Source organism: Pseudomonas sp. EggHat1, assembly GCF_014892995.1.
GTDB lineage: Bacteria > Pseudomonadota > Gammaproteobacteria > Pseudomonadales > Pseudomonadaceae > Aquipseudomonas > Aquipseudomonas chaetocerotis.
Map to the genome: position 1 here is coordinate 196559 of NZ_JACKQK010000001.1, position 25463 is coordinate 222021.

25 protein-coding genes and 1 other RNA gene are annotated in these 25463 nt (G+C 61.8%); 9 read left to right on the forward strand and 17 right to left on the reverse strand.

Annotated elements, in window-relative coordinates; genetic code table 11:
• Position 1: 1 nt before the first annotated feature.
• From mraY to rsmI, 9 genes are all read right to left on the reverse strand, one after another.
• Positions 2-1084: a phospho-N-acetylmuramoyl-pentapeptide-transferase gene (gene mraY, locus INS93_RS00950; protein WP_160019509.1), complete on the reverse strand. Its 1083-nt coding sequence runs from the start codon at positions 1082-1084 to the stop codon at positions 2-4.
• Complete coding sequence (locus tag INS93_RS00955) at positions 1085-2455, reverse strand: UDP-N-acetylmuramoyl-tripeptide--D-alanyl-D-alanine ligase (RefSeq protein WP_192979969.1); 1371 nt, start codon at positions 2453-2455, stop codon at positions 1085-1087.
• Positions 2448-3911: a UDP-N-acetylmuramoyl-L-alanyl-D-glutamate--2,6-diaminopimelate ligase gene (locus INS93_RS00960; RefSeq protein WP_192979970.1), complete on the reverse strand. Its 1464-nt coding sequence runs from the start codon at positions 3909-3911 to the stop codon at positions 2448-2450. Before INS93_RS00960 ends, INS93_RS00955 begins: the two co-directional genes overlap by 8 nt.
• A complete protein-coding gene (locus INS93_RS00965) occupies positions 3911-5638 on the reverse strand; it encodes a peptidoglycan D,D-transpeptidase FtsI family protein (protein ID WP_192979971.1) in 1728 nt (575 codons plus the stop codon). Before INS93_RS00965 ends, INS93_RS00960 begins: the two co-directional genes overlap by 1 nt.
• Positions 5635-5928: a cell division protein FtsL gene (gene ftsL, locus INS93_RS00970; protein ID WP_160019505.1), complete on the reverse strand. Its 294-nt coding sequence runs from the start codon at positions 5926-5928 to the stop codon at positions 5635-5637. Before ftsL ends, INS93_RS00965 begins: the two co-directional genes overlap by 4 nt.
• Entirely contained in the window at positions 5925-6869 is a 945-nt protein-coding gene (gene rsmH, locus INS93_RS00975; protein WP_192979972.1) for a 16S rRNA (cytosine(1402)-N(4))-methyltransferase RsmH, read from the reverse strand. Before rsmH ends, ftsL begins: the two co-directional genes overlap by 4 nt.
• Before the next feature lie 2 nt (positions 6870-6871).
• The gene (gene mraZ / locus INS93_RS00980) at positions 6872-7327 is read right to left on the reverse strand and encodes a division/cell wall cluster transcriptional repressor MraZ (RefSeq protein WP_003459315.1); all 456 of its coding nucleotides are present in this window, start codon (positions 7325-7327) and stop codon (positions 6872-6874) included.
• Between the two features lie 308 nt (positions 7328-7635).
• An RNA gene (gene rnpB, locus INS93_RS00985) (RNase P RNA component class A) lies at positions 7636-7983 on the reverse strand.
• A 59-nt stretch (positions 7984-8042) separates the two neighbouring features.
• Entirely contained in the window at positions 8043-8942 is a 900-nt protein-coding gene (rsmI, locus tag INS93_RS00990; RefSeq protein ID WP_192979973.1) for a 16S rRNA (cytidine(1402)-2'-O)-methyltransferase, read from the reverse strand.
• Between the two features lie 89 nt (positions 8943-9031).
• On the opposite strand from rsmI, the gene INS93_RS00995 reads away from it, so the two are divergent.
• Genes INS93_RS00995 through INS93_RS01010 form a run of 4 tightly spaced genes read left to right on the forward strand, consistent with a single transcriptional unit; the run spans position 9032 to position 12345 of the window.
• On the forward strand, positions 9032-10840 hold the full coding sequence (locus tag INS93_RS00995) for a penicillin-binding protein activator (RefSeq protein WP_192979974.1): 1809 nt from the start codon (positions 9032-9034) through the stop codon (positions 10838-10840).
• Entirely contained in the window at positions 10837-11196 is a 360-nt protein-coding gene (locus tag INS93_RS01000; RefSeq protein ID WP_160019501.1) for a YraN family protein, read from the forward strand. Before INS93_RS00995 ends, INS93_RS01000 begins: the two co-directional genes overlap by 4 nt.
• A 25-nt stretch (positions 11197-11221) precedes the next feature.
• Positions 11222-11815: a phosphoheptose isomerase gene (locus tag INS93_RS01005; protein ID WP_160019500.1), complete on the forward strand. Its 594-nt coding sequence runs from the start codon at positions 11222-11224 to the stop codon at positions 11813-11815.
• Positions 11812-12345, forward strand: a complete 534-nt coding sequence (locus INS93_RS01010) for a BON domain-containing protein (RefSeq protein WP_021488097.1) — start codon at positions 11812-11814, stop codon at positions 12343-12345. The genes INS93_RS01005 and INS93_RS01010 overlap by 4 nt, the downstream gene beginning before the upstream one ends.
• 48 nt (positions 12346-12393) lie before the next feature.
• Here INS93_RS01010 and INS93_RS01015 read toward each other — a convergent pair whose 3' ends face one another.
• The 7 genes from INS93_RS01015 to rplM form a co-directional block, all read right to left on the reverse strand.
• The gene (locus tag INS93_RS01015; protein ID WP_017678955.1) at positions 12394-12807 is read right to left on the reverse strand and encodes a ClpXP protease specificity-enhancing factor; all 414 of its coding nucleotides are present in this window, start codon (positions 12805-12807) and stop codon (positions 12394-12396) included.
• Between the two features lie 13 nt (positions 12808-12820).
• Positions 12821-13438, reverse strand: a complete 618-nt coding sequence (locus INS93_RS01020) for a glutathione S-transferase N-terminal domain-containing protein (RefSeq protein ID WP_192979975.1) — start codon at positions 13436-13438, stop codon at positions 12821-12823.
• Positions 13439-13605: 167 nt separating this feature from the next.
• Positions 13606-14385, reverse strand: a complete 780-nt coding sequence (locus INS93_RS01025; RefSeq protein ID WP_192979976.1) for a cytochrome c1 — start codon at positions 14383-14385, stop codon at positions 13606-13608.
• Positions 14385-15596 (reverse strand): cytochrome b, encoded by a 1212-nt coding sequence (locus tag INS93_RS01030; RefSeq protein WP_160019496.1) that lies wholly within the window; start codon positions 15594-15596, stop codon positions 14385-14387. Before INS93_RS01030 ends, INS93_RS01025 begins: the two co-directional genes overlap by 1 nt.
• Positions 15596-16189, reverse strand: coding sequence for a ubiquinol-cytochrome c reductase iron-sulfur subunit (gene petA / locus INS93_RS01035; RefSeq protein WP_160019495.1), 594 nt, complete (start codon positions 16187-16189; stop codon positions 15596-15598). Before petA ends, INS93_RS01030 begins: the two co-directional genes overlap by 1 nt.
• Before the next feature lie 254 nt (positions 16190-16443).
• Positions 16444-16836, reverse strand: a complete 393-nt coding sequence (gene rpsI / locus INS93_RS01040; protein ID WP_106738907.1) for a 30S ribosomal protein S9 — start codon at positions 16834-16836, stop codon at positions 16444-16446.
• Positions 16837-16850: 14 nt separating this feature from the next.
• The gene (gene rplM / locus INS93_RS01045) at positions 16851-17279 is read right to left on the reverse strand and encodes a 50S ribosomal protein L13 (RefSeq protein ID WP_017678951.1); all 429 of its coding nucleotides are present in this window, start codon (positions 17277-17279) and stop codon (positions 16851-16853) included.
• Positions 17280-17526: 247 nt separating this feature from the next.
• On the opposite strand from rplM, the gene INS93_RS01050 reads away from it, so the two are divergent.
• Positions 17527-18564 carry an NADP(H)-dependent aldo-keto reductase gene (locus tag INS93_RS01050; protein ID WP_192979977.1) on the forward strand — a complete coding sequence of 346 codons (1038 nt, stop codon included), beginning with the start codon at positions 17527-17529 and terminating at the stop codon, positions 18562-18564.
• Positions 18565-18639: 75 nt separating this feature from the next.
• Here the strand turns inward: INS93_RS01050 and INS93_RS01055 are convergent, their stop codons facing one another.
• On the reverse strand, positions 18640-19779 hold the full coding sequence (locus INS93_RS01055) for an acyl-CoA dehydrogenase family protein (protein WP_192979978.1): 1140 nt from the start codon (positions 19777-19779) through the stop codon (positions 18640-18642).
• 247 nt (positions 19780-20026) lie between these two features.
• Here INS93_RS01055 and INS93_RS01060 point away from each other — a divergent pair, with 247 nt between their 5' ends.
• The 4 genes from INS93_RS01060 to INS93_RS01075 all read left to right on the forward strand — a co-directional run bounded on the left by INS93_RS01060 (position 20027) and on the right by INS93_RS01075 (position 25457).
• Complete coding sequence (locus tag INS93_RS01060) at positions 20027-20926, forward strand: GlxA family transcriptional regulator (RefSeq protein WP_178094761.1); 900 nt, start codon at positions 20027-20029, stop codon at positions 20924-20926.
• Positions 20927-21142: 216 nt separating this feature from the next.
• Positions 21143-22174: a hypothetical protein gene (locus tag INS93_RS01065; RefSeq protein WP_192979979.1), complete on the forward strand. Its 1032-nt coding sequence runs from the start codon at positions 21143-21145 to the stop codon at positions 22172-22174.
• A 52-nt stretch (positions 22175-22226) separates the two neighbouring features.
• Entirely contained in the window at positions 22227-23225 is a 999-nt protein-coding gene (locus INS93_RS01070) for a putative solute-binding protein (RefSeq protein ID WP_192979980.1), read from the forward strand.
• A 54-nt stretch (positions 23226-23279) separates the two neighbouring features.
• Positions 23280-25457 carry a TRAP transporter large permease subunit gene (locus INS93_RS01075; RefSeq protein WP_192979981.1) on the forward strand — a complete coding sequence of 726 codons (2178 nt, stop codon included), beginning with the start codon at positions 23280-23282 and terminating at the stop codon, positions 25455-25457.
• Positions 25458-25463 lie beyond the last annotated feature (6 nt).

Below are 25463 nucleotides of genomic sequence, written 5' to 3' on the forward strand. Positions count from 1 at the left end.
ATTACCTCAGTTTCAGGGTGGCCAGGCCGATCAGCACGAGAATCACGGTGATGATCCAGAAACGGACGATCACGCGCGGCTCAGGCCAGCCCTTGAGTTCGAAATGGTGGTGAATCGGCGCCATGCGGAACACGCGCTTGCCGGTCAGCTTGAAGCTGGCGACCTGGATGATCACCGACAGGGTTTCCATGACGAACACCCCGCCCATGATGAACAGCACGACTTCCTGGCGAACGATCACGGCGATGGTGCCCAACGCGGCGCCGAGCGCCAGCGCGCCGACGTCACCCATGAACACCTGAGCCGGGTAGGTGTTGAACCACAGAAAGCCCAGGCCGGCGCCAACCAGCGCGGCGCAGAACACGATCAGCTCACCGGCGCCCGGCACGTAGGGAATCAGCAGGTACTCGGCGAAGTTCACGTTGCCCGACAGGTAGCAGAAAATCGCCAGAGCACCGGCCACCATAACGGTGGGCAGGATGGCCAGGCCGTCGAGGCCATCGGTGAGGTTCACCGCATTGCTGGTACCGACGATGACGAAGTAGGTCAGCACCACGAAGCCGGCGCCCAGGGGAATGGCGACATCCTTCAGCAGCGGCAGGATCAGGGTGGTTTCCACCGGGTTCTGCGCAGTCATATAAAGGAAGACGGCAGCAGCAAGGCCGAACACCGACTGCCAGAAGTACTTCCAGCGGCTCGGCAGCCCCCGCGAGTTCTTCTCGATCACCTTGCGGTAGTCATCGACCCAACCGATGGCGCCGAACGCCAGGGTCACGGCCAGCACCACCCAGACGTAGCGGTTGGACAGGTCGGCCCAGAGCAAGGTGCTCACGGTGATGGCGCTGAGGATCAGCGCCCCGCCCATGGTCGGCGTGCCTTTTTTCGACAGGTGCGACTGCGGGCCATCGTGGCGGACCGCCTGGCCGATCTGACGTATCTGCAGGGTACGGATCATCCACGGGCCAAGCCACAGCGACAGCGCCAGGGCGGTGAGCACGCCGAGGATGCCGCGCAGGGTCAGGTACTGAAAGACCGCGAAGCCCTTGTGGAACTGTTGCAGGTACTCCGCCAGCAGCAGCAGCATTTAGTGAATCTCCCCAGATACGCCACACAGCGCCGCCACGACCTTGTCCATGGCAGCGCTGCGTGAACCCTTGATTAGTAGTGTGCTGCCGGCCTGTTCGGCACGCAGTGCTTCGATAAGCTCGGCCTGATCGACGAAGTGACGGCCTTTTGAGCCGAACTCCTCGACCGCATGGCGCATCAGCGGGCCAACGGCATACAGTGCATCGACCTTGCCGGACGCATGGCGGCCAACATCGCGATGGCCCTGTTCGGCCCATTCGCCCAGCTCGCCCATGTCTCCCAGCACCAGAACGGTGCGACCGGAGAAGCCGGCGAGTATATCCACCGCCGCACACATGGACACTGGGTTGGCGTTGTAACTGTCATCGATGACTCGCACGCCGTTCGGCGCCAGCTGCGCTACGGCGCGGCCCTTGACCGGTTGCAGGCTTTCCAGCCCTTCGACCATGGCGACCAACGGCATGCCCAGGGCATGAGCGGCAGCACAGGCCGCCAGCGCATTGGCCACGTTGTGCTCACCCAGCACGTTGAGCTGAATGCGCGCGCTGCCGACCGGGCTACGCAGGGTGAAACCCTGACAGCCACGCTCGTCGCGGGCCAGATCGCTACCGTGGAAGTCAGCGCGGGTGTCGCGCAAGGCAAAGCTCAGCACCTTGCGTCCGGCAGCTCGGCGCTGCCAGGTGATGAAAGCCTTGTCATCCAGGTTGAGCACGGCCACGCCATCGTTCGGCAGGCCTTCGAGGATCTCGCCCTTGGCCTCAACGATCTTTTCCGGACCGCCGAACTCACCCACATGGGCATTGCCGGCATTGGTGATGATCGCCACCTGCGGTCGGGTCAGGCTGACGGTGTAGGCGATCTCACCTACATGGTTGGCGCCCAGCTCGATCATCCCGGCGCGATGCTCCGGGGCCAGCTCCAGCAGGGTCAGTGGCGCACCGAGGTCGTTATTGAGATTGCCACGCGTGGCCAGTACCGCGCCGCCAAGACCTGCCCGCAGAATGGACGCGAGCATTTCCTTGACGCTGGTCTTGCCGCTGGAGCCGGTCACCGCAGCCAGCGGGCCGGTGAAGGCCTGGCGATTCAGCGCGCCCAGCTGACCGAGCGCCATGCGAGTATCGGCCACCAGCAATTGTGGCAACGGTACATTCGCCACCTCACGCTCGACCAGCGCGGCGACCGCGCCCTTGGCGGCAACCTCGGCCAGATAGTCATGGCCGTCGAAGCGCGGCCCGGTCAGCGCTACGAACAGTTGGCCCGCAGCGATGGTGCGGCTGTCAGTGCCCACGGCCGAGAAAGAGACATCGACGCCAATCACGCGCGCGTTCAAGTCAACGGCGACTTCGCTGAGCAGCCAGGGCTTAAGCATGCACGGCCTCCCAGGCCGCCAGGGCCTTGTTCGCTTCGATAAGGTCGGAGAACGGCTGACGCACGCCCATGATTTCCTGGTAATCCTCGTGCCCCTTGCCAGCCAGCACCACTACATCGGCGGCTTCGGCCTGGGCGATCAGTCGGGCGATGGCATCGCCACGACCGTGAATGAACTGCACCTGCTCCGGCACCGCAAAACCTGCGCGGATATCGGCCACGATCTGCGCCGGTGCTTCCGTACGGGGGTTGTCATCGGTCACCCACACCGTATCGGCCAGGCGCTCGGCAACTGCTGCCATCAGCGGACGCTTGCCACGGTCACGATCGCCGCCGCAACCAAACAGGCAGATCAGACGCCCTTCGACATGCGGACGCATGGCTTCGAGAACCTTCTCCAACGCATCCGGGGTGTGCGCGTAATCGACCACCACCAGCGGCTTGTCGCCGCCACCGAGGCGTTGCATACGACCTGCAGGCCCCTGCAGTTGCGGCAGGACCTTGAGAATCTCGTCGAGGGCGTAGTCCAGGCCCAACAGCGCACCGACCACCGCCAGCAGGTTGCTGAGGTTGAAACGGCCGAGCAGATTGCTGCGCAGCATACCTTCGCCACGCGGCGTCACCAGACGAGCACGCACACCGTGATCATCGAAGTGCGCTTCGCTACAATAAAGGAAGGCGCTGGCATCGTTCAGGCTGTAACCGATCAGACGCGACTCGTGCGCCTGCACAGCCAGTTCACGACCAAAGGCGTCATCCAGGTTGATCACCCGGCAACGCAGATTCGGCCAGGAGAACAGCTTGGCCTTGGCAGCACCATAGGCTTGCATGCTGCCGTGGTAATCGAGGTGATCACGCGACAGGTTGGTGAACACCGCCACGTCGAACTCCAGCGCGGAAACACGCCCCTGGTCCAGACCATGGGAAGATACCTCCATGGCCACAGCACGAGCACCGGCCTGCTTGAGCGAAGCCAGGGTGGCCTGCACGCCGACCGGATCGGGCGTGGTGTGCTTGCCCTGCTCCAGCGCGCCATGGAAGCCGGTACCCAGGGTACCGACGATGCCACAGCGCTGACCAAGCAGATCCAGTGCCTGTGCCAGCAACTGGCTGACGCTGGTCTTGCCGTTGGTGCCGGTAACGCCGACCAGATGCAGGGCACGGCTCGGCTCACCGTAGAAGCGCCCGGCAATGGCCGAAAGCTGGCCAGCCAGCCCCTTGACCGGCACCAGCACAGCACTTTCAGCATGCATGAGTGCAGCACCTTCAGCCTCGAAGGCCACTGCTGCAGCGCCGCGCGCAATGGCATCGGCGATATGTACGCGGCCATCCTGCTGGGTACCCGGCACCGCCAGGAACAGATCCCCCGGACGCACCTTGCGGCTGTCCAGGGTCAGTTCACGAATCAGCACGCTGCTCTCGGCAGCTGGCAACAATTGATTGAGCGACATGGGCATCAGTTGCGCCCTCCCTGGCCAACGGCGGCCATTTTCTGCTCGGGCGGAGGCAGATTGTCTGGCGCGATGTTCATCAAACGCAGCGAACCTGCCATCACCCGGCTGAACACCGGTGCAGAGATCAGGCCGCCGTAATAAGCGCCCTTGCCAGGTTCGTCGATCACCACGACCAGCGCGATGCGCGGGTCCTGTGCCGGAGCGAAGCCAGCGAACAGGGAACGGTAGGAATTGGTCTGGTAGCCCTTGGCGCCAGAGTTGGTCTTGCGCGCGGTGCCACTCTTGCCCGCGACGTGGTAACCCGGCACCTGGGCGCGGAACACGCCACGCGGTGCTTCGATAACCTGCTGCAGCATGCCTTGCACGGTTTTGGCCACGTCAGTCGGAACCACCTGCATCGCACTGGGTTTCTCATCTACGCGGATCATCGACAGCGGCGTCATCCCACCGCCATTGGCCAGCGCTGCATAAGCATGGGCCAGTTGCACAGCCGTGACTGACAGACCATAGCCGTAGGACAACGTGGCCGTTTCGGCCTCGCGCCACTTGCGATGATTGGGCAGGTTACCCACCCGCTCGCCGGGGAAGCCCAGCCCGGTATCACGGCCGAAGCCGAGATTACTGAATACATGATGCAACTGCTCGCCGCCGACATCGAAGGCAACCTTGCTCATGCCGACGTTACTGGAATTGATCAGAATGCCGGTCAGGTCCAGCGCCGGCCCCTGAGTGCGGGACACGTCACGAATGGTGTAACGACCGATCTGCAGCGTGCCGTTACCGACCTGAACGATGTCACTGGGTTTCCAGCGCCCCGTTTCCAGCGCGGCAGCCATCGACAGCGGCTTGATGGTCGAGCCGGGCTCAAATACGTCGATCATGGCGCGGTTGCGCATGGCGGCCGGGGTCAGGTTACGGCGATTGTTCGGGTTGTAGGTGGGATGGTTGACCATCGCCAGCACTTCACCGGTCTTCACATCGACCATCACCAGACTGCCAGCCTTGGCGTCGTTTTCCAGCAGCGCATTGCGCAGCTCGCGATGGGCCAGATACTGCAGGCGCAGATCAATGGACAACGCCAAGGCCTTGCCAGCCTTGGCGTTCTGCGCGACCTGCACGTCCTTGATCAACTTGCCACGCCGATCCTTGAGCACCTGACGCTTGCCCGGCACACCAGCCAGCCAGTCTTCGTAAGCCAGCTCCATGCCTTCACGCCCACGGTCGTCGATGTCGGTGAAGCCGACGACATGGGCAGCCACCTCACCCGCGGGGTAGAAGCGGCGGAACTCTTCGATGGCATAAACGCCCGGCACTTTCAGATCCAGCACACGCTGACCGTTCTCCGGGGTCAGGCCACGCACCAGATACATGAACTCGCGTTCCTTGTTCTGCTCAAGACGCGCGGCGAAGCTGGCAGCATCCTGCCCGAGTGCGGCAGCCAGCGCCGGCCACTGTTCACGACCGGCCTGCAATTCCTTGCCATTGGCCCACAGCGTGGTGACAGGGGTACTGACGGCCAGTGGCTCGCCATTACGGTCAGTGATCAAACCACGGTGCGCAGGAATCGGGATGTGTCGCACGCTGCGGGCATCACCATGCGCCTTGAGGAAGTCATGGTCGAGCACCTGCAGGTCGAGCATGCGCCAGGCGATGGCGCAGACCATCAGCGCCAGCAGCACCAGCACCAGGCGGAAGCGCCAGGGATAGAGTGCACCTTCGAGCCCGATCATGGACGCACCATGCGCACGGCGGCAGGGTCAGGAATGTGCATGTTCAGCTGTTCGCTGGCCAGCGCCTCGATGCGATTGTGCGCGGTCCAGGTACTTTGCTCGAGAATCAGTCGTCCCCACTCGGCCTGCGACTTGTCGCGCACGCTCAATTCGCCATACAGCTCATTGAGCAGCAGACGATTCCAATGCGCGCTGTAAGACACCGCCACAGCGGAAACCAGGACGGCGATGAACAGCAGCAGCATCAGGAAGCTGCCACTGGGCATGGACTTGATCAGCCGGCGGCTCACCGCAACTTCTCCGCGATGCGCATCACCGCGCTGCGCGAGCGCGGATTGGCCTTGAGTTCGGCCTCAGCGGCGTAGACCGGCTTGCCGATCAGCTTCAGACGCGGCTCGAAGGCCTTGGGAATGATCGGCAGGTCACGCGGCAGCTTGTCCGCCTCGCCCTTGGCCTGACGCTTCATGAACTGTTTGACGATGCGGTCTTCCAGCGAGTGGAAGCTGATCACCACCAGACGGCCACCCACCTCGAGCGTTTCCAGCGCCGCTTCGAGGCCGCGTTCGAGATCACCGAGCTCGTTGTTGACGTGAATGCGAATGCCCTGGAAGGCACGAGTCGCCGGATTCTTGCCCTTTTCCCAGGCCGGATTGGCCACGGTAAGCACCTGCGCCAGATCGGCAGTACGGGTGAACGGCTGCTCGGCGCGGCGCTGCACCACGGCGCGCGCCATACGCTTGGCGAAACGCTCTTCGCCATAATCCTTGAGCACACGGGCGATTTCGTCTTCGGCCGCCGTGGCGATCCAGTCTGCCGCGCTGACGCCGATGTCCGGGTTCATGCGCATGTCCAGCGGGCCGTCATTGAGAAAGCTGAAGCCACGCTCGGGATCATCCAACTGCGGCGAAGACACGCCGAGATCGAGCAGGATGCCGGAGACCTGACCGCAAATGCCGCGGACAACAGCTTCATCGCCAAGTTCCGCAAAACTGCGCTGCACAACGACAAAGCGGCCGTCTTCGGCCGCCAATGCTTCCCCGGTGGCTATCGCCAGGGGATCCTTGTCGAACCCCAAGAGCCGCCCATCTGGCCCGAGCTTCTGCAGGATCAACCGACTGTGCCCGCCACGCCCGAACGTGCCGTCTATGTAACGACCATCACCGCGCACAGCCAGCCCCTCGACGGCTTCGTCGAGCAGCACGGTGATATGGCGGAAGTTGCTATCGGTCATGGTCACAGGATCAGGTCACGCAAGTCATCGGAAAGGGCACCCGGCTGCTTGATGGCAGCGAGATCGGCTTCAGCTACGGCATTCCAGGAATCTTCATCCCAGAGTTGAAACTTGTTCAGCTGACCGACGAGCATCGCTCGCTTGTCCAGCTTGGCGTATTCGCGCAAACGCGGAGGGACCAGGAAGCGGCCACTGGCGTCCAGCTCGAGGTCGACGGCATTACCGATCAACAGACGCTGCAGGCGGCGGTTCTCTTCACGAAAGGAGGCCAGCTCGCGCAGCTTGTTCTCGATCAACTCCCACTCGGCCAGTGGATAAACGCAAAGACAGGGATCGACGGCGTCGATGGTCACGATGAGCTGGCCACTGCAACGCGCAACGAGCTCGTCACGATACCGACTCGGCATCGCGAGGCGCCCTTTGGCGTCGAGACTGATGGCGTTAGCTCCGCGAAACACGGCTGCGCTTCCCCTGTAATTAGCTTTCCATGCCCAAAAAAACCCACTTCATGCCACTTCTTACCACTTGCGCACACTATAGGAACGCGCACGCCCCACCGTCAAGGCGCGCCAGAAGGGAAAAATCCTTACAGGACGGAGATTTAGCGAACAAAAGCGAGGGAGAAAGGGATGCCGGAACCGGCTTTTGACAGATAAAACTCAACTATTCCAGCCAGCTGAAATTCGAACTTAAAGTGATTTGTTAAGAGTAAGATTTTTTTGGTATCAGACGAGCGGGGAATAGAAGCGCGAAACGAGAGAGAAAGGAGGAGAGTCGATCTGTAAGCCGGGTTCTGTCGAGGACAGTCATTCCTCTACGACGTACATCACTGCACGCCTTTAGCAACCTACCCGGTTCCAGCGCGGGCCACGCCAATGGAACCCTATTTGGTCTTGCTCCGAGTGGGGTTTACCTAGCCACGGACTGTTGCCAGCCGCGCGGTGCGCTCTTACCGCACCTTTTCACCCTTACCGGCGCCGAAACGCTTAGGCGGTTATTTTCTGTGGCACTTTCCGTAGGCTCACGCCTCCCAGGCGTTACCTGGCACTCCGCCCTATGGAGCCCGGACTTTCCTCCCCCTTCTTGCGAAGGCAGCGACTGCCCGATCGACTCTCCGCCGGCAAGGGTACCGGGCGTGATGGCAAGCTGCAAGCTGGACGGACAGCGCAAGACCTAGTTCTTGCGCTCCAAAGCAACCTGATAAAGCAGATTCTTGCGCACCCCGGTGATCTCCGCTGCCAGCGCTGCCGCCCGCTTGAGCGGCACTTCCGCCATCAGCAGATCGAGTACGCGCAGGGCTTCGGCGCTGACTGCCTCCTCGCCTTCTGGTGCCTGCCAACCCGCCACCAGCACCACGCACTCGCCGCGCTGCTGATTGCTGTCTGCGGCCACCCAGGCGCACAGCTCATCCAATGGCAACCCCTTGAGAGTCTCGAAGGTCTTGGTCAGCTCACGCGCCAGCAATGCCGGGCGATCACCACCAAAGACTTCGCGCATGTCCTCCAGGCACTCGAGGATACGGTGCGGCGCCTCATAGAAGATCAGCGTGCGCGGTTCCTCCCGCACCTGCTCCAGGCGCGCACGGCGTCCCGCCGCCTTGGCCGGCAGAAAACCTTCGAAGATGAAACGATCCGAGGGCAACCCGGCAGCCGAAAGCGCGGCAATCAGGGCGCAGGCGCCTGGCACCGGCACCACCGAGACCCCCGCAGCGCGCGCCTGGCGCACCAGGTGGTAACCCGGATCGGAAATCAGCGGCGTCCCCGCATCGGAAATCAGCGCGACGTCCTCGCCAGCCTGAAGGCGCGCCAGAAAACGCCCACCCTGATCGCGTTCGTTGTGTTCGTGACAGGCAGCCAATGGCGTCTCGATACCAAAATGCTGCAGCAGGCGCACCGAATGCCGCGTGTCTTCAGCAGCGATCAGCGTCACCTCGCGCAAGATCCGCAACGCCCGCGCGCTGATGTCATCCAGGTTGCCAATGGGCGTGGCGACCACATACAGGCTGCCTGGCTGGACGCTTGAGACTGCGGGCTGACTCACTGGAAACACCTCGTTAATTGAAAGAGCGCTCATTCTAGCCGGTTCCGCCCCAGCGGCATCGCACGGATGTCGCCCCTTGGGTACAATCGCCGCTCGTTTTGCTCAAGTATCAGGATGACCCGATGATCGCTAGCCTGCGCCCTCTTTCTGCTCTTTTCCTGGCCGGCCTGCTCGCTGCCTGCGCCAGCTCGCCCTCCAATAACCTGGGCCAGTTGCCTCGCACGCCACAAGCCAGCATCGAGCAGATGCTTCAGCAAGCTGCCGAGAGCAAACCAGAGCAGGCCGCCCTGCTGCGTCTGTCCGCTGCCGACCAGAGCTACCAGCAAAACGACGTGGCCCGCGCCACCCGCATTCTCGAGCAGATCGACATTGCCAGCCTGCAGCCTGCCCAGCAGATCTTCGCCAGCACCCTGAAGGCCGAGCTGGCAATGGCCCGCAAGCAACCCAAGAGCGCCCTTGCAGCCTTGCAGCACCCCAGCTTCGAGCGCTTGGGTGAGCTGCCGGTCGAGCAACAGATTCGCACCCAACTGGTCCGCGCGCGCGCTCTGGAAGCCGACGGTCAGACCCTGGCCGCCGCCCGCGAGCGGGTGTTCATCGCGCCGCTACTGAGCGGCCAGGCCGCCAACGACAACCACGAAAACATCTGGAAGCTGGTATCGAGCCTGCCACCAGAAACCTCTGCTGGCGCAGATAGCGACCTGGCAGGCTGGCTGGAGTTGGCTCGCTCGACCAAAAGCGGCGCCACGCTCGAACAGCAGCAAGCGGCCATCGACCAGTGGGTCGCACAAAATCCGCAGCACCCGGCGGCCGAACAACTGCCCGAAGCATTGAGCAAACTGCGCGAGCTGGCCAGCCAGCCTCTGACCCGCGTCGCGCTGCTGCTGCCACAGGAAGGCCAACTGGCCAATGTTGCCCGCGCCCTGCGTGACGGCTTCCTCGCCGCGCATTACGAAGCCCAGCAAGCCGGACAGAACCCACCGGAAATCAAGCTCTACGACAGCTCCCGCATTGGCTCGCTGGACGCTTTCTACCAACAGGCGCAAGCCGATGGCGTGCAACTGGTGGTCGGTCCACTGGAAAAACCGCTGGTCAAGCAGCTCAGCGATCGCGAACAACTGCCAATCACCACCCTCGCCCTGAACTACAGCGACCCAGGCCAGGAAGGCCCGGCGCAACTATTCCAGTTCGGCCTGGCCGCCGAGGACGAAGCACGCGAAGTAGCGCGCCGCGCCTGGAATGATGGCATGCGCCGCGCCGTAGCACTGGTGCCGCGTGGCGATTGGGGCGACCGCGTACTGGACGCCTTCCGCCAGAGCTGGCAAGCCCAGGGCGGCACCCTGATCGCCGCCGAGCACGTCGACCAACCCGTGGAGCTGGCTCGCCAGATCGCCGACCTGTTCCAATTGCGCGAAAGCGAAGCCCGCGCACGCCGCCTGCAGAACACCCTGGGCACCAGCCTGGATGCACAACCGGCGCGTCGCCAGGACATCGACTTCATCTTCCTCGCCGCCACGCCGCAACAGGCGCAGCAGATCAAGCCGACCCTGGCCTTCCAGTACGCCGGTGATGTGCCGGTCTACGCCACCTCGCACCTGTTTACCGGCGCCCATAGCCAAGCCCAGTACCAGGACCTGGAAGGCATTCGCTTCTGCGAAACACCCTGGCTGCTCGATACTCACGCACCGCTGCGTCAGGAAGTCAGCAATCAGTGGCCGCAAGCCGGTGGCAGCCTGGGCCGCCTGTATGCCATGGGTGTCGACGCCTACCGCCTGGCGCCGCGCCTGGGCCAGCTACAGGCCCTGCCGGACTCGCGTATCGATGGCCTGTCGGGCAGCCTCAGCCTCAACGCCACGCAGCGCATCGAGCGCCAGCTGCCTTGGGCCGAGTTCCGTGGCGGCCAGATCCAGCGCCTTCCCGATAGCATCAATTGAGCGCACACAACGATCTGGGACGAGCCGCCGAACAGGCGGCTCGCCAGCATCTGGAACGCAGCGGCCTGAAACTGATCGAACAGAACTGGAGCTGTCGCCGTGGCGAGCTCGATCTGGTCATGCTCGACGGCGATACAGTAGTATTCGTCGAGGTCCGCGCCCGCCGCCACAGCGCGTGGGGCGGCGCCCTGGAGAGCATCGATGCGCGCAAGCGTGGCAAGTTGGTCATCGCCGCAGAGCTCTTCCTTCAGCAACACTCACGCTGGGCCCGCTACCCCTGCCGCTTCGACGTGGTCGCCATCAGTACCGACAGCGCCACTCGCCTCGACTGGATCAAAAACGCCTTCGATGCCTGACGGCCGTAAATTCAAGGTTTAACCGATGGACATGCAATCCCGAATCCGCCAGCTCTTCCAAGCCAGCATCGATACCAAACAACAGGCCATGGACGTACTGACTCCATACATCGAGCACGCCAGCCTGGTGATGGTTCAGGCCCTGCTCAACGAGGGCAAGATTCTTTCCTGCGGCAACGGCGGCTCCGCCGGCGATGCCCAGCATTTCTCCTCCGAGCTGCTCAACCGTTTCGAGCGCGAGCGCCCGAGCCTGCCGGCCATCGCCCTGACCACCGACAGCTCGACCATCACCTCCATCGCCAACGACTACAGCTACAACGAGATCTTCTCCAAGCAGATCCGCGCACTCGGCCAACCGGGCGATGTACTGTTGGCGATTTCCACCAGCGGCAACTCTGCGAATGTCATCCAGGCCATTCAAGCTGCACATGATCGTGAGATGACCGTCGTCGCCCTCACCGGCCGCGACGGCGGCGGCATGGCTTCGCTGCTGCTGCCGGAAGACGTCGAAATCCGCGTTCCAGCCAAAGTCACCGCACGCATCCAGGAAGTCCACCTGCTGACTATCCACTGCCTCTGCGACCTGATCGACAGTCAATTGTTTGGGAGTGAAGAATGAAGCGTTCCGCCCTGATTCTGGCCGCCCTGGCCGTTACCCTGACCCTGGCAGGCTGTGGCAGCCGCAGCATCGGCAACAAGATCGATGACCAGTTCCTCGGCCCGGAAGTCGCATCGCGCATCAGCAATGCACACGCCGACCTGTCCAGCCCGACCTCGCGCATCGTGGTCACCAGCTATAACGGCGTGGTACTGCTCGCCGGACAAACCCCACGCAGCGAGCTCAAGGATCGCGCCGCTCAGACCGCCCGCGGCGTACAGGGCGTGAAGAAGGTCTACAACGAGCTGCAGGTGCAGCAACCGGCATCCCTGCTGGCACGCAGCAACGACTCGCTGCTGACCACCAAGATCAAGACGCAGATGCTGGCTGACAGCAGCGTACCGAGCGCACGGGTCAAGGTCGTGACCGAGAACGGCATCGTCTACATGCTCGGCCTGGTCACGCGTGAAGAAGCCAACGCCGCCACTCGCGTGGTACAGAGTGTATCGGGGGTGCAGCGGGTCGTGCGCCTGTTCGAATACACCAACTGATTCGAACGCAGAAACGACAAGGGCGCCCATGGGCGCCCTTTTCATTGCTCACTTGACCACTTTCAGACTTGGCCGGCCGCTAGGACGCGACGGCTCGCCACCGGAAGGCCCATCATCATCCGGCTCAGGCTCCTCTGGACCGCCAGCAACCGACGGCTCCATATCGAAGACCATGCCCTGACCGTTCTCCCGCGCGTAGATCGCCAGGATCGCCGCTGCCGGAATGTACAGGCTGTGCGCCACACCACCGAAGCGCCCTTCGAAGCTCACCGCCTGATTGTCCATATGCAGATGACGTACAGCGCTGGGCGAGGCATTCAGCACGATCTGGCCATCACTGGCGAAGCCGGGCGGCACCTGCACGCCCGGATACTCGGCACTGACCAGCAGATGTGGCGTGCAATCGTTATCAACGATCCACTCATAGAGGGCGCGAACCAGATAGGGACGACTGGAATTCATGGTTTCCTCCTTCTCAGCGCATCGCGCGCTCGGCAGCAGAAAGACTGGCCTGAAAGGCCTCACGAGCAAACTGACGCTCCATATAGTCAAGCAAAGGCTTGGCCGGACGCGGCAGTTCGATACCCAGGACAGGCAGACGCCAGAGAATGGGCAGCAGGCAGCAATCCACCAGGCTCAGCTCGTCACTGAGGAAGAATGCCTTGTCCGCGAACAGCGGCGATACACCGGTCAGACTCTCGCGCAGCTCCTTTCGCGCCAACTGGCGCTCGGCCTCCTTGCTGCGCTTGTCGAGAATACGGTCGACCAGCACACACCAGTCACGCTGGATGCGGTGCATCAGCAGACGGCTGTTGGCGCGAGCAACCGGATAGACAGGCAGCAAAGGCGGATGCGGGTAGCGCTCGTCCAGATATTCCATCACCACGGACGATTCGTACAGCGCCAGGTCACGATCGACCAGCGTCGGCACACTGCCATAGGGATTGACCTCGGCAAGCCTGGGCGGACAACGACCCTGCTCGACATCGATGATCTCGACGCTGACACCTTTCTCGGCGAGCACCAGACGCACGCGATGGGAATAGTGGTCGGCGGGGTCGGAGTAGCAGGTCAACCTATTGGTCACCGCCATGGCGATCCTCCTCGCTTGTTTTGATTTTGCAGAAACACGAAAAATTGCCCAGGGCAATTCTTGAAGTTGCAAGTGACGACACCGCAAGGTGGTCACTCGGAATGGCAGGGCACAAAAACCTGCGCGCCCATAGGGGCGCGCAGGTGTAGGCAGAGAACTGCAACGGCTTAATGCACGTCCTTCCAGTACTCACGCTTGAGCAGGTAGGCGAACACGAAGAAGAACGCCAGGTACAGCAGCACATAGGTGCCGATACGCTGGGACTTCAGCTTGACCGGGTTGGCCGAATAGGCCAGGAAGGTCACCAGGTTCTTCACCTTCTCGTCGAACTCGGCCTCGCTCAGCGCGCCGGTCTTCTCCTCGACGGTCAACTGATCACAGGCCTCGTGCGTGATCGGTGCACCAGTCAGCGGGTCGAATTGCTTCTTGCCGTCGGTGATGACCTGAACCTGCTTGCAGCCGATGACCTGGTTACCCTGCAGACCGACCAGCACGTTGGGCATACCCACGTTCGGGAACACCTTGTTGTTGGCGCCCAGCGGACGACTCGGGTCTGCGTAGAAGGTGCGCAGGTAGGTGTACAGCCAGTCATTGCCACGCACACGAGCGACCAGGGTCAGATCAGGTGGAGCTGCACCGAACCAGGCCTTGGCGTCATCCGGCTTCATGCCGATCTTCATGTGGTCACCGATCTTGGCGTCGTTGAACACCAGGTTGTCCAGCATGATTTCGTGCGGGATGCCGAGGTCATCGGCAACACGCTCATAACGCTGATACTGAGCCGAGTGGCAACCCATGCAGTAGTTGGCGAAGGTACGCGCGCCATCCTGCATGGCAGCCTTGTCGGTCAGGTCGATATCGACCTTGTCCAGCGGGTAGTTGCTGGCAGCACCCATGGCCAGGGCCGGCAGCGCAGCGAAAACAAATGCAGCAAAGAGCTTTTTCATCAGCCAGTCACCCTTTCCGGAACCGGTTTGGTCTTCTCCATCCTGGTGTAGAACGGCATCAGGATGAAGTACGCGAAGTACAGGAAGGTGCACACCTGCGACAGCAGGGTACGACCCGGGGTCGGCGCCAGCACACCCAGCACGCCCAGGATGACGAAGGAGATGCAGAACACCACCAGCCAGATCTTGCTCATCCAGCCCTTGTAGCGCATGGATTTGACCGGGCTACGGTCGAGCCAGGGCAGCACGAACAGAACGGCAATGGCTGCGCCCATGGCGATTACGCCGAGCAGCTTGTCCGGCACCGCACGCAGAATCGCGTAGAACGGCGTGAAGTACCAAACCGGGGCGATGTGCTCAGGGGTCTTGAACGGGTTGGCGGCTTCGAAGTTCGGCTTCTCGAGGAAGTAACCGCCCATTTCCGGGAAGAAGAACACCACGAAGCAGAACACGAACAGGAACACCACTACGCCGACGATGTCTTTCACGGTGTAGTAAGGGTGGAAGGCGATGCCATCGAGCGGCACACCGTTCTCGTCCTTGAACTTCTTGATGTCCACGCCGTCAGGGTTGTTCGAACCTACTTCGTGCAGCGCCAGGATGTGCAGCACGACCAGGCCAAGCAGAACGATCGGCAGTGCGATCACGTGCAGGGCGAAGAAGCGGTTCAGGGTAATACCGGAGATCAGGTAGTCACCGCGAATCCACTGGGTTAGGTCGTCACCGATGACCGGAATGGCACCGAACAGCGAGATGATCACCTGGGCGCCCCAGTAGGACATCTGGCCCCACGGCAGCAGGTAACCCATGAAGGCCTCGGCCATCAGCACCAGGTAGATCAGCATGCCGAAGATCCACACCAGCTCGCGCGGCTTCTGATAGGAGCCGTAAAGCAGACCGCGGAACATGTGCAGATAGACCACCACGAAGAACGCAGAGGCACCGGTGGAGTGCAGGTAACGCAGGATCCAGCCGTACTCGACGTCACGCATGATGTATTCGACGGAGGCGAAAGCACCTTCAGCCGAAGGTTCGAAGCTCATGGTCAGCCAGATACCGGTAACGATCTGATTGACCAGCACCAGCAGAGCCAGCGAGCCGAAGAAATAGAAGAAGTTGAAGTTCTTCGGGGCGTAGTACTTGGAGAGATGGTCTTCCCACATCTTGGTGGCGGGGAAGCGCGCATCCACCCATTCCATGAATTTGCTCATCACGCTTTCTCCTGGTCCACACCGATGATGATCACATCATCCGTTTCGTAGGTGTGCGGCGGCACTGGCAAGTTCAGCGGTGCAGGCTGCGACTTGTACACGCGACCGGCGAGGTCGTAACGCGAACCGTGGCAAGGGCAGAAATAGCCACCCACCCAGTCCGGACCCAGGTCAGCCGGGGCTACCTCCGGGCGGAAGGACGGCGCACAACCCAGGTGAGTGCAAAGACCTACCAGAATCAGCAGCTCTGGTTTGATCGAGCGAGTCTTCTTGTCCACGTACTCCGGCTGCACGGAGGCAGCGGACTCGGGATCGGCGACACTGCCTTCGATCTTGGTCAGATTGGCCAGGATCTCCTCGGTACGGCGCACGATGAACACCGGCTGACCGCGCCACTCAGCAACCATCTGCTGACCTGCCTCGATCTTGCTGACGTTCACCTTCACCGGTGCACCGGCCGCCTTGGCCTTGGCACTGGGGAACCATGACCCCACGAACGGAGTCGCAGCACCTACCGCTCCTGCTGCACCCACCACGGAGGTGGCTGCAACCAGGAAGCGACGCCGGCCTGCATTCACGCCGTCATTGCTCATTCAGTCGTCTCCCATCAGCTTTGTGGCCTGTTGTTCAGGCCTCTACTAAGTAAAAATCGGGCCGCGCAAAAAATTCGCCAAATGGTAAAGAAAAGCCCCTTTTCTGACAAGGTAATTACCCCCGAAGAGACTGGCGAAAGCCTTGGAAGACGCGGCTTACGCGTATGCGGCACGTTGTCGCAGCAATTTGCCACGCCCATAAAAAACGCCCAGCTCCGTAAGGAAACTGGGCGCTTTGGGAAGCGTAGTCGCGATTAACGCTTCGAGTACTGCGGACGCTTACGCGCTTTACGCAGACCGACTTTCTTACGCTCGACTTCACGGGCGTCACGAGTAACGTAACCAGCTTTACGCAGCGGGCTACGCAGGGTTTCGTCGTACTCGATCAGAGCGCGGGTGATACCGTGACGGATGGCACCAGCTTGACCACTGACACCACCACCGGCAACGGTGACGAAGATGTCGAACTTCTCGACGGTCTCGGTCAGCTCCAGCGGCTGACGCACTACCATGCGAGCGGTTTCGCGACCGAAGAAAGTATCCAGGGCGCGATTGTTGATCGAGATGTTACCAGTGCCCGGACGCAGGAAAACGCGCGCGGTTGCGGTCTTGCGACGGCCAGTGCCGTAATTTTGAGTCGCCGACATAATGAACTATTCCGTTAAATCTTCAGTTCTTGGGGCTGCTGAGCAGTGTGCGGGTGGACTGCACCCTTGTACACCTTCAGCTTACGGTACATGTCGCGACCCAGCGGGTTCTTCGGCAGCATGCCTTTGACCGCAGTCTCGATCACGCGCTCAGGAGCACGAGCGATCAGCTTCTCGAAGTTGATCTCTTTGATGCCGCCCGGGAAACCGGAGTGGGAGTAGTACTTCTTGTCGCTGGCTTTGGCACCAGTTACACGCACCTGCTCGGCATTGATAACGACGATGTAGTCGCCAGTATCAACGTGCGGGGTGTACTCAGGCTTGTGCTTGCCACGCAGACGGCTCGCGATTTCGGTGGCCAGACGACCCAGGGTCTTGCCAGCAGCATCAACGACGAACCAGTCGCGTTTTACTGTTTCCGGTTTAGCAGTAAAAGTTTTCATTCTTTATAGCCTCAGGGGCCGCCCAGCAAAAATAGACGGCGGATCTTACTGGATAGTGCGTACTTTGACAAGTCAAAGGCAGCCGCATACGGACGCTATCGGGGGCTCGGGTCAGCGCGTCCACAATACGGCAAGATTCTTCGGCAGGCGGCGCATCACTTCCACCGCAGAAAGAGGTGCCGAATTATCCTGATTGCGAAAAAAATTTCAACCTGCTTGTATGACTCTTTTGCCGAAGGAGTCAATCATGGAATACCGCAAGCTAGGCCGAACCGATCTCGATGTCAGCGCACTGTGCCTGGGCACCATGACCTGGGGCGAGCAGAACAGCGAGAGCGAAGGCCATGCGCAGATCGAGCGGGCCAAGGCCAGCGGCATCAATTTCATCGATACCGCAGAGATGTACCCGGTGCCACCGCGCGCCGAAACCTACAGCAAGACCGAACAGATCATCGGCAGCTACTTCAGGCAACGTGGCGACCGCGCCGACTGGATTCTGGCCAGCAAGATCGCCGGCCCCGGCAACGGCATCTCGCACATCCGTGACGGCCAACTGAAGTTCAACCGCCAACACATCGTCAACGCACTGGACGCCAGCCTCAAGCGCCTGCAGACCGACTGGATCGATCTGTACCAACTGCACTGGCCGGAGCGGCCGACCAACTTCTTCGGCCAACTCGACTACAAGCACAAGGACGTTGAGTTCACGCCTCTGGAAGAAACCCTGGAAGTGCTCGACGAGCAGGTCAAGGCTGGCAAGATCCGCCATATTGGCCTGTCCAACGAAACCCCGTGGGGCACCATGAAGTTCCTGCAACTGGCCGAAAGCCGTGGTTGGCCGCGCGCCGTGTCGATCCAGAACCCTTACAACCTGCTCAACCGCAGCTTCGAGGTAGGTCTGGCGGAAGTGGCGATTCGCGAGCAGTGCGGCCTGCTGGCCTACTCACCACTGGCTTTCGGCATGCTCAGCGGGAAATACGAAGGCGGCGTTCGCCCGGCCGGCGCACGCATCAGCCTGTTCAGCCGCTTTGCCCGCTACACCAACCCGCAGTCGGAAGCAGCCTGCTCACGCTACGTGGCCCTGGCTCGCGAGCACGGTCTGGATCCGGCGCAGATGGCCCTGGCCTTCGTCACCGCGCAGCCCTTCGTGACTAGCAACATCATTGGCGCCACCAGCCTGGAGCAACTGGACAGCAACCTGGCCAGCGCCGAGCTGAAGCTCTCCGAAGAAGTGCTCGCCGGCATCGAGGCGATCCACAAGTCGCAACCCAACCCCGCGCCCTGACGCACCACGTAGGGTGTGCCGTGCGCACCGACAAGCACCTCAGCGTTGCAGGTGCGCACAGCGTACCCTACGGATTTACACCAGTGAACGAGCGATGATTTCCTTCATGATCTCGTTGGTGCCAGCGTAGATGCGCTGCACCCGCGCGTCGGCCCAGGCGCGCGCCACCGGGTATTCCCACATGTAACCGTAACCGCCGTGCAACTGCACGCACTCGTCGAGCACCTTGCACTGCAGATCGGTAGTCCAGTACTTGAGCATCGCTGCCGTCGGCACATCGAGCTTGCCCGCAAGGTGCAGCTCCAGGCAGCGGTCGATGAACACCCGACCGACCTGAATCTCCGTCGCCATTTCGGCGAGCTTGAAACGAGTGTTCTGAAAGTCCGCCACGGCCTTGCCGAAAGCCTTGCGTTCACGGGTGTAATCCAGCGTCCACTGCAGCGCCGCTTCCGCCGAAGCCAGGGCGCCGATGCCGACGGTCAGGCGCTCCTGCGGCAGCTCCTGCATGAGGTAGGCGAAGCCCATACCCGGCTGGCCCAGCAGATTCTCCTTGGGTACGCGCACGTCCTGGAAGAACAGTTCGGAGGTGTCCTGAGCCTTCATACCCACTTTCTCCAGGCGCTTGCCCTTGGAGAAGCCGGGCGTATTGGCTTCGACCAGAAACAGACTGGTGCCCTTGGCGCCGGCCTTGGGATCGGTCTTGGCCACGACAATCACCAGATCGGCTAGCCAGCCATTGGTGATGAAGGTCTTCGAGCCGTTGATCACGTACTCGTCGCCATCGAGTACGGCGGTGGTCTTCACGCCCTGCAGGTCGGAACCCGCACCCGGTTCGGTCATGGCGATGGCCGTGACCATCTCGCCGCTGAACAGCTTGGGCAGGTAATGCTGCTTCTGCGCCTCGCTGCCGTAATGCAGGATGTAGGGCGCGACGATGTCCGAATGCAGCGAGAAACCGATGCCGGTCAGTCCCAGGCGCCCGATCTCCTCGATCACCACGGTGCTGTAGAGGAAGTCGGCCGCCATGCCGCCGTACTCCTCCGGGACATGCGAACACAGCATCCCCGCCTCGCCCGCCTTGTTCCATAGCGCGCGGTCGACATGCCCGTCCTTCTCCCATTGGTGGTGATAAGGCACGGCTTCCTGCTCGAGAAACTTGCGCACGCTGTCGCGAAACAGTTCATGGTCGGAGCTGAATAGAGTTCTGGGGATCATGGCGCTACCTGTGTCTGAGGCGGGAGAAAAAGCATGGCCTCGACTTTAGCCAAGCAAACGCTTGGTCGCACTGGACACAAGCGCCAAAAAATAAGACGATCCAGCCGCTGCATGACCACTTAGCCTTGAACAAGAATAAATACTTATGGTTATTCCAGAGCCGCGTACGGCGTTACGCCGCGTCAGCATTCTCGCCACCGACGGCGTCTTCGCCTCCACCCTGATGCAAGCCAAGGACTTCTTCCACATGGCTGGCATTCGCTATGCCAAGCAGCAGGGTCTGGGCTTCGAACCGCCGTTCGACATCCATCTGGTCAGCCCGGATGGGTTGCCCGTGAACAGCTTCAGCAAGGTCAAGGTGCCAGTAGACGGCGGCCTGGACAGCTGCGACGTGATCATCCTGCCCGCCTTCTGGGACGATTTCGACGCACTCAGTCGTCGTTATCCACAGGTGCTGGACTGGCTCAAACGCCAGCATGCCAGCGGCACGGCGATCTGCGGTGAGGCCAGCGGGGTGTTCTGGATGGCCGAAGCCGGTCTGCTCGACGGCAAGGAAGCGACCACCTACTGGCGCTTCTTCCGCGAATTTTCCGAGCGTTTTCCCAAAGTACTGCTCAATCAGGACAAGCACCTGTCCGATGCAGACAATCTGTATTGTGCAGGCGGCGTCACGTCGGCCTGCGACCTCTATATCTATCTGATCGAGCGTTATTGCGGCGCCGGCGTGGCTCAGGGCGTGGCGCGCGACATTCTCTACGAGGTACAGCGCAGCTATACGCCAGGACGCATCGGCTTCGGCGGCCAGAAGCTGCACCAGGACGTCACCGTGCTGCAGATCCAGCACTGGCTGGAGGAGCACTATGCCGACAAGTTCCGCTTCGAGGACGTGGCCCGCGAGCACGGCATGAGCATCCGCAACTTCATGCGTCGTTTCCAGGGTGCCACCGGCGACAAGCCTCTGCACTACCTGCAACGCCTGCGCATCGAAACCGCCAAGAGTCTGCTATCTTCCACCCGCAAGAGCATCAAGACCGTCAGCTACGAGATCGGCTACGACGATGCCAGCTTCTTCGCGCGCCTGTTCCGCCAGCACACGGGGCTGTCCCCCAACCACTATCGCCGCCAGTTTCAGCAGCAGCCCCAGTGAAATCGCGCAGGCGCCATTCGCCGCGCCTGCGGCGATTCGGTAACGCCCTGCACTAGACAACCTGTCTACCGCTCCGCCACACCCACCAGAAGATTGGGTATCAGCCCAACCCGCTGCCAGTAGAGTGCTTACGTGGTCGGCCCGCTTGCGCGTGGCAGACACACAAGAACGTGCGCTGGATGCGCCTCTACAACAACAATAACGATGGAGAACGCCATGGGAGCCTCTCGTGCGCTGTGCCTGTGTGCCATTGCATCGCTGGTGCTACTGACAGCCTGCACCCCGATCAAACGCTTCGGTGCCGACCAATCGCTGCGCTTCATGGAAAACAACCTGGTCGGCCCCATGCTCGAAAGCCATGACGCCGACATGGCCTGTTATTCCGGCGCGTCCGTCGCCGCACTCATCCAGTCCACCAGCGGCATGGGTGCCGACAACCAACAGTTGCTGACCCTGCTCTACCTCACCGCCGCGACCTGTGCCGAGCAGACCGCCTTCGAGCAGGAGCTGCGCTATCTGCGCGCCTCACGCAGCAAGCAGGTCGAAGAGGCACAGGACGCACGCATCACCCAGAAGCGCTATGCCGAACTGGCGGCACGACGCCAATACCAGTCGTACCAGAACTTCGCCAGCTACTACGAGAAGCGCTTCGATATCCGCATCGGCGATAGCTGCCCGGCCTTCGACAAGGATCTCGACGAACTGATCTACCTGCTAGGCCTGATCCAGGGACTGCAAGCCATCCAGAACGACATCAACTCGCAGAACGCCGTCGGCGTACCCAAGGACATCGCGGCCAAGACCGAGCGCGCCATGAGCTGCCTGGACAATGAGAAGTGGTGGGGCGCCCCGATGGCGGCACGTGCCCTGGTCTGGAACATGCTGCCAGGCAGCGGTGAGGGGCAGAACCCCTGGCAGGTGCTTGAGCAGTCGCGACAGATCGGTGAGCGTCACGGCGTACGCCTGGCCCATGCCCTCTACGCGATCTCCGCCACCGCGAAGAACGACGAGCAGCACTTGCGCAGCGCGCTGCGGGCCTTCGGCGCGACCGAAGCGGCGAACAGCAGCTTCAAGCTCAACGAACCCTATGCCCAGGTCGATGCCATCAGCAGCAGCACCGTCATGAACAATGCCGATCGCTACTGGACGACCAATGCCGGTACACGCACTCCAATCGGCGGCCTGCTGCGTTTCTGGGACGAGCAACAGCCGGTCGATACCGGCATCGAGATCGACGACCTGCTCTAGTCAGATCGTCACAAGCCTTCCCGCCTCAGCAGCACGATCCGGAGTATCCGCCATGAAGTGTTCCAACCTAGCCGCCCTCGCTCTGCTCTGTCTGGCACTGGGCGCCTCCCCCCAGGCCTTCGCTCAGAGGATCTGCGTGTTCGACATCCTCGGTGCCCAGGGCGACATCTACAGCCTGATGAAGGACTACCAACTGGCTGCCAACCATTTCGGCGCCAGCCTCGAACTCAAGCCCTACACCGACGAGAAAATCGCTGCAGAAGACTTCAAGGCCGGGCAATGCGATGGCGTGATGATCATGGGCTTGCGCGCCCGTCAGTTCAACGGATTCACCGGCAGCCTGGAAGCACTGGGTGCCCTGCCCAGCTACCAGGCACTGGAAACAGTGATCACCACCTTGAGCTCAGCCAAGGCCAGCAAGTTCATGCTCAACGGCCCCTATGAAGTGGCGGGCATCGTGCCCATGGGCGCGGCCTACCTGTTCGTCAACGACCGCACCATCGACAACATCAGCAAACTGTCGGGCAAGAAGTTCGCGATCATGGACTACGACAATGCACAGGCGAAGATGGTGCAGCGGATCGGCGCTCAACCAGTCGCCTCCGATGTCACCAACTTCGCCGGCAAGTTCAATAACGGCTCGGTGGATGTGGTCGGTGCGCCGGCGGCGGCCTACAAACCGCTGGAACTGCAGAAGGGTATGGGTGAACGCGGCGGCGTGGCGCGCTTCCCGGTGCTGCAACTGACCTACCAGCTGGTCATCCGTCCTGACCGTTTCCCCGAAGGCTTCGGGCAGCAATCTCGCGAGTTCGCCCTCAGCCAGTACAGCCGCGCCATGGACATCATCACGCAATCGGAAAGCGAGATCGACAGTCACTACTGGATCGACATTCCGCCCGAGGACATGGAGAAGTACAGCGTGATGCTGCGTGAGGCGCGTATTTCGCTGACCGAGGAAGGCATCTATGACAAACGCATGATGGCGGTGATGAAGCGCGTGCGCTGCCAGATCGACTCAGCCGATGCCGAGTGCGCCCAGAACCTCGAATAACAATAACGAAACGGGGGCACGCCCCCGGACTCCGCCTCGACCGTAGAGCCTGCCATGCCCATTGCCTCGACCATGATCAGCCATGACCAGCCTGCGCCAACCCAGACGTTCAAACGTCCTCTGTTTGGCCAATGGCTTTCCACCCTGCCGGTCTTCCTTCTGCTGACCCTCACCCTGGTCATAGGCACCGGGGAGATGCTCCATGGCCAACTTCTGCGCATGGGCGAGCGTCTGTTCGGTGACCCGGCTGCCGGTGTGCAGTACTTCATGCTGCGCGCCGATCCAGTGACCCCGACCTGCGATCCCACCCCCGACCTCGAAGCTCCGCTGACCAGGCAGCCCGCCCGGGCCAGCAGCGATATCGACGACCTGTTCGACGCTACCGAGGTCGACCCGCAAGCGCAACGCAGCGCCCTGCAACGTGCCGCTCAACTCTGCGCGCAGCAGCATACGCTGCACGCGGCCGTCGTCGCGCACATGACGCCTGAACTGAAGCTGTTCCGCAGCCTGGAAACCTCGTTCTTCGGCATCTTTCGCTTCGGCACCGACAACCGCGCCCTGCTCCTGCTGCTGCTCATCGCCATCGCCGGCATCACCACCACCCTGCGCAACCACCACATCTCGCTGCGTCCCGCCAAGAGCCGGCTCGATCACCGCGTCTCGGCTGCCGGCATGGTCATCGCCAATGCCTTGCTGGTGTTTTCCTGCAGCCACTACCTGCATACCCTGCTCAACGCCGACCTGCCACTGAACAGGCCGTATCTCAATGGGCTGTGGATCGCACTGTTCAGCTGCCTGTGCCTGATCAGCGTCTACAACTTGCTCAAACCACCGGCGGAAGCCGAACCCGGCGGTAATCTGGGGCTGGCGCTGCTCTGCACGCCGCTGTACGCCATCATGGCGATCAGTTCCTTCACCTCGTTTTCGCTGCAAGGCCACCATGGCGGCATCGCCATCTACCTGGGTCAGCTCGTCGAGCTGTCGGGTATTTTCCTCAACCTGGCCCTGTTCATCTGGGCCGGCATGCTGCTCAAGCAGACCAACGTGGTCGACCGCTTCCTCGATCTGGTTCGCCCCTGGCGTCTGTCACCGGAGCTGCTGACCTGGATTCTCCTGATCGGTGCCGCCGTGCCGACTGCCTACACGGGCGCCTCGGGCATCTTCGTCATCGCCGCCGGGGCCATCATCTACCGCGAAGTGCTGCTCTCCGGAGGCCGCCGGCAATTCGCCCTGGCCGTCTCGGCGATGTCCGGCTCGCTCGGCGTGGTACTGCGCCCCTGCCTGCTGATCGTGGTGGTCGCAGCACTGAACAAGCAGGTGACCACAGCCGAACTGTACAACTGGGGGATCGCCGTTTTCGTCCTGACCTCGTCGCTGTTCTTCATCGCCTCGCAGGTGCTGCGTGAACAACGAATCAACATTGCCCATCCACGCGACGCCATGCCCGCCATGGCCCGCGCCCTGGTGCCGGTGGCACCCTACATCCTCATCGCCATCGTGGTGGTCTGGGTCTACAGCTACCTGCTCGATACCCGGCTGAACGAGTTCACCGCGCCGGTGATGTTGCCAGTCATCCTGCTGGTGGTGCTGATTTTCGACAAGCTGCGCGGCGAGTCACTGGTGGAAACGCCGAGCGCTCGCGCCATCGAGAACGATCAAGGCAACAGCCAACGCAACTTCACCCAGGCTGTGGGCGCCGCCACTTACGACACTGTCGGCCATATCGGCGCGCTGACCTTGCTGATGGCCTTGTCGGTATCCACTGGCGGGGTGATCGAACGCTTCGGCCTCATGGAGCTGATCCCGCAGGACTTCCAGAGCATCTGGCTGGCACTGACCGCGTTGATGGTGGTGCTGTTCCTGATCGGCATGGTGATGGACGCCTTTGGCGTGGTGATCCTGGTGTCGGCCACCATTGCGCCGATCGCCTATGCCAACGGCATTCACCCGGTGCATTTCTGGATGATCGCCCTGACGGCCATGGAACTGGCCTACCTGTCACCGCCCGTGGCGCTGAACCACCTGCTGGCCAGACAGGTGGTGGGCGAGGCGGAAATCGCCGCCGCCAACGAGGAGGTGCGCGACAAGGGTTTCTACTACCGCTATGAGCGCTGGATCCTGCCGATGACGGTAATGATCGTGGCGCTGCTGATCGTCACCTATGGCGGTGAACTGATCGTCGAGCACGGTGCGCAGACGCTGGAGCTGTGGCGCAGCTGGCTGCCACAGTGACCGGGC

What these genes read in the sequence shown, in the direction of transcription:
- mraY (WP_160019509.1), bottom strand. Translation starts at nt 1,084, where the DNA reads ATGCTGCTGCTGCTGGCGGAGTACCTGCAACAGTTCCACAAGGGCTTC.
- INS93_RS00955 (WP_192979969.1), bottom strand. Translation starts at nt 2,455, where the DNA reads ATGCTTAAGCCCTGGCTGCTCAGCGAAGTCGCCGTTGACTTGAACGCG.
- INS93_RS00960 (WP_192979970.1), bottom strand. Translation starts at nt 3,911, where the DNA reads ATGCCCATGTCGCTCAATCAATTGTTGCCAGCTGCCGAGAGCAGCGTG.
- INS93_RS00965 (WP_192979971.1), bottom strand. Translation starts at nt 5,638, where the DNA reads ATGATCGGGCTCGAAGGTGCACTCTATCCCTGGCGCTTCCGCCTGGTG.
- rsmH (WP_192979972.1), bottom strand. Translation starts at nt 6,869, where the DNA reads ATGACCGATAGCAACTTCCGCCATATCACCGTGCTGCTCGACGAAGCC.
- rsmI (WP_192979973.1), bottom strand. Translation starts at nt 8,942, where the DNA reads ATGAGCGCTCTTTCAATTAACGAGGTGTTTCCAGTGAGTCAGCCCGCA.
- INS93_RS00995 (WP_192979974.1), top strand. Translation starts at nt 9,032, where the DNA reads ATGATCGCTAGCCTGCGCCCTCTTTCTGCTCTTTTCCTGGCCGGCCTG.
- INS93_RS01005 (WP_160019500.1), top strand. Translation starts at nt 11,222, where the DNA reads ATGGACATGCAATCCCGAATCCGCCAGCTCTTCCAAGCCAGCATCGAT.
- INS93_RS01010 (WP_021488097.1), top strand. Translation starts at nt 11,812, where the DNA reads ATGAAGCGTTCCGCCCTGATTCTGGCCGCCCTGGCCGTTACCCTGACC.
- INS93_RS01015 (WP_017678955.1), bottom strand. Translation starts at nt 12,807, where the DNA reads ATGAATTCCAGTCGTCCCTATCTGGTTCGCGCCCTCTATGAGTGGATC.
- INS93_RS01020 (WP_192979975.1), bottom strand. Translation starts at nt 13,438, where the DNA reads ATGGCGGTGACCAATAGGTTGACCTGCTACTCCGACCCCGCCGACCAC.
- INS93_RS01025 (WP_192979976.1), bottom strand. Translation starts at nt 14,385, where the DNA reads ATGAAAAAGCTCTTTGCTGCATTTGTTTTCGCTGCGCTGCCGGCCCTG.
- INS93_RS01030 (WP_160019496.1), bottom strand. Translation starts at nt 15,596, where the DNA reads ATGAGCAAATTCATGGAATGGGTGGATGCGCGCTTCCCCGCCACCAAG.
- petA (WP_160019495.1), bottom strand. Translation starts at nt 16,189, where the DNA reads ATGAGCAATGACGGCGTGAATGCAGGCCGGCGTCGCTTCCTGGTTGCA.
- rpsI (WP_106738907.1), bottom strand. Translation starts at nt 16,836, where the DNA reads ATGTCGGCGACTCAAAATTACGGCACTGGCCGTCGCAAGACCGCAACC.
- rplM (WP_017678951.1), bottom strand. Translation starts at nt 17,279, where the DNA reads ATGAAAACTTTTACTGCTAAACCGGAAACAGTAAAACGCGACTGGTTC.
- INS93_RS01050 (WP_192979977.1), top strand. Translation starts at nt 17,527, where the DNA reads ATGGAATACCGCAAGCTAGGCCGAACCGATCTCGATGTCAGCGCACTG.
- INS93_RS01055 (WP_192979978.1), bottom strand. Translation starts at nt 19,779, where the DNA reads ATGATCCCCAGAACTCTATTCAGCTCCGACCATGAACTGTTTCGCGAC.
- INS93_RS01060 (WP_178094761.1), top strand. Translation starts at nt 20,027, where the DNA reads ATGGCTGGCATTCGCTATGCCAAGCAGCAGGGTCTGGGCTTCGAACCG.
- INS93_RS01065 (WP_192979979.1), top strand. Translation starts at nt 21,143, where the DNA reads ATGGGAGCCTCTCGTGCGCTGTGCCTGTGTGCCATTGCATCGCTGGTG.
- INS93_RS01070 (WP_192979980.1), top strand. Translation starts at nt 22,227, where the DNA reads ATGAAGTGTTCCAACCTAGCCGCCCTCGCTCTGCTCTGTCTGGCACTG.
- INS93_RS01075 (WP_192979981.1), top strand. Translation starts at nt 23,280, where the DNA reads ATGCCCATTGCCTCGACCATGATCAGCCATGACCAGCCTGCGCCAACC.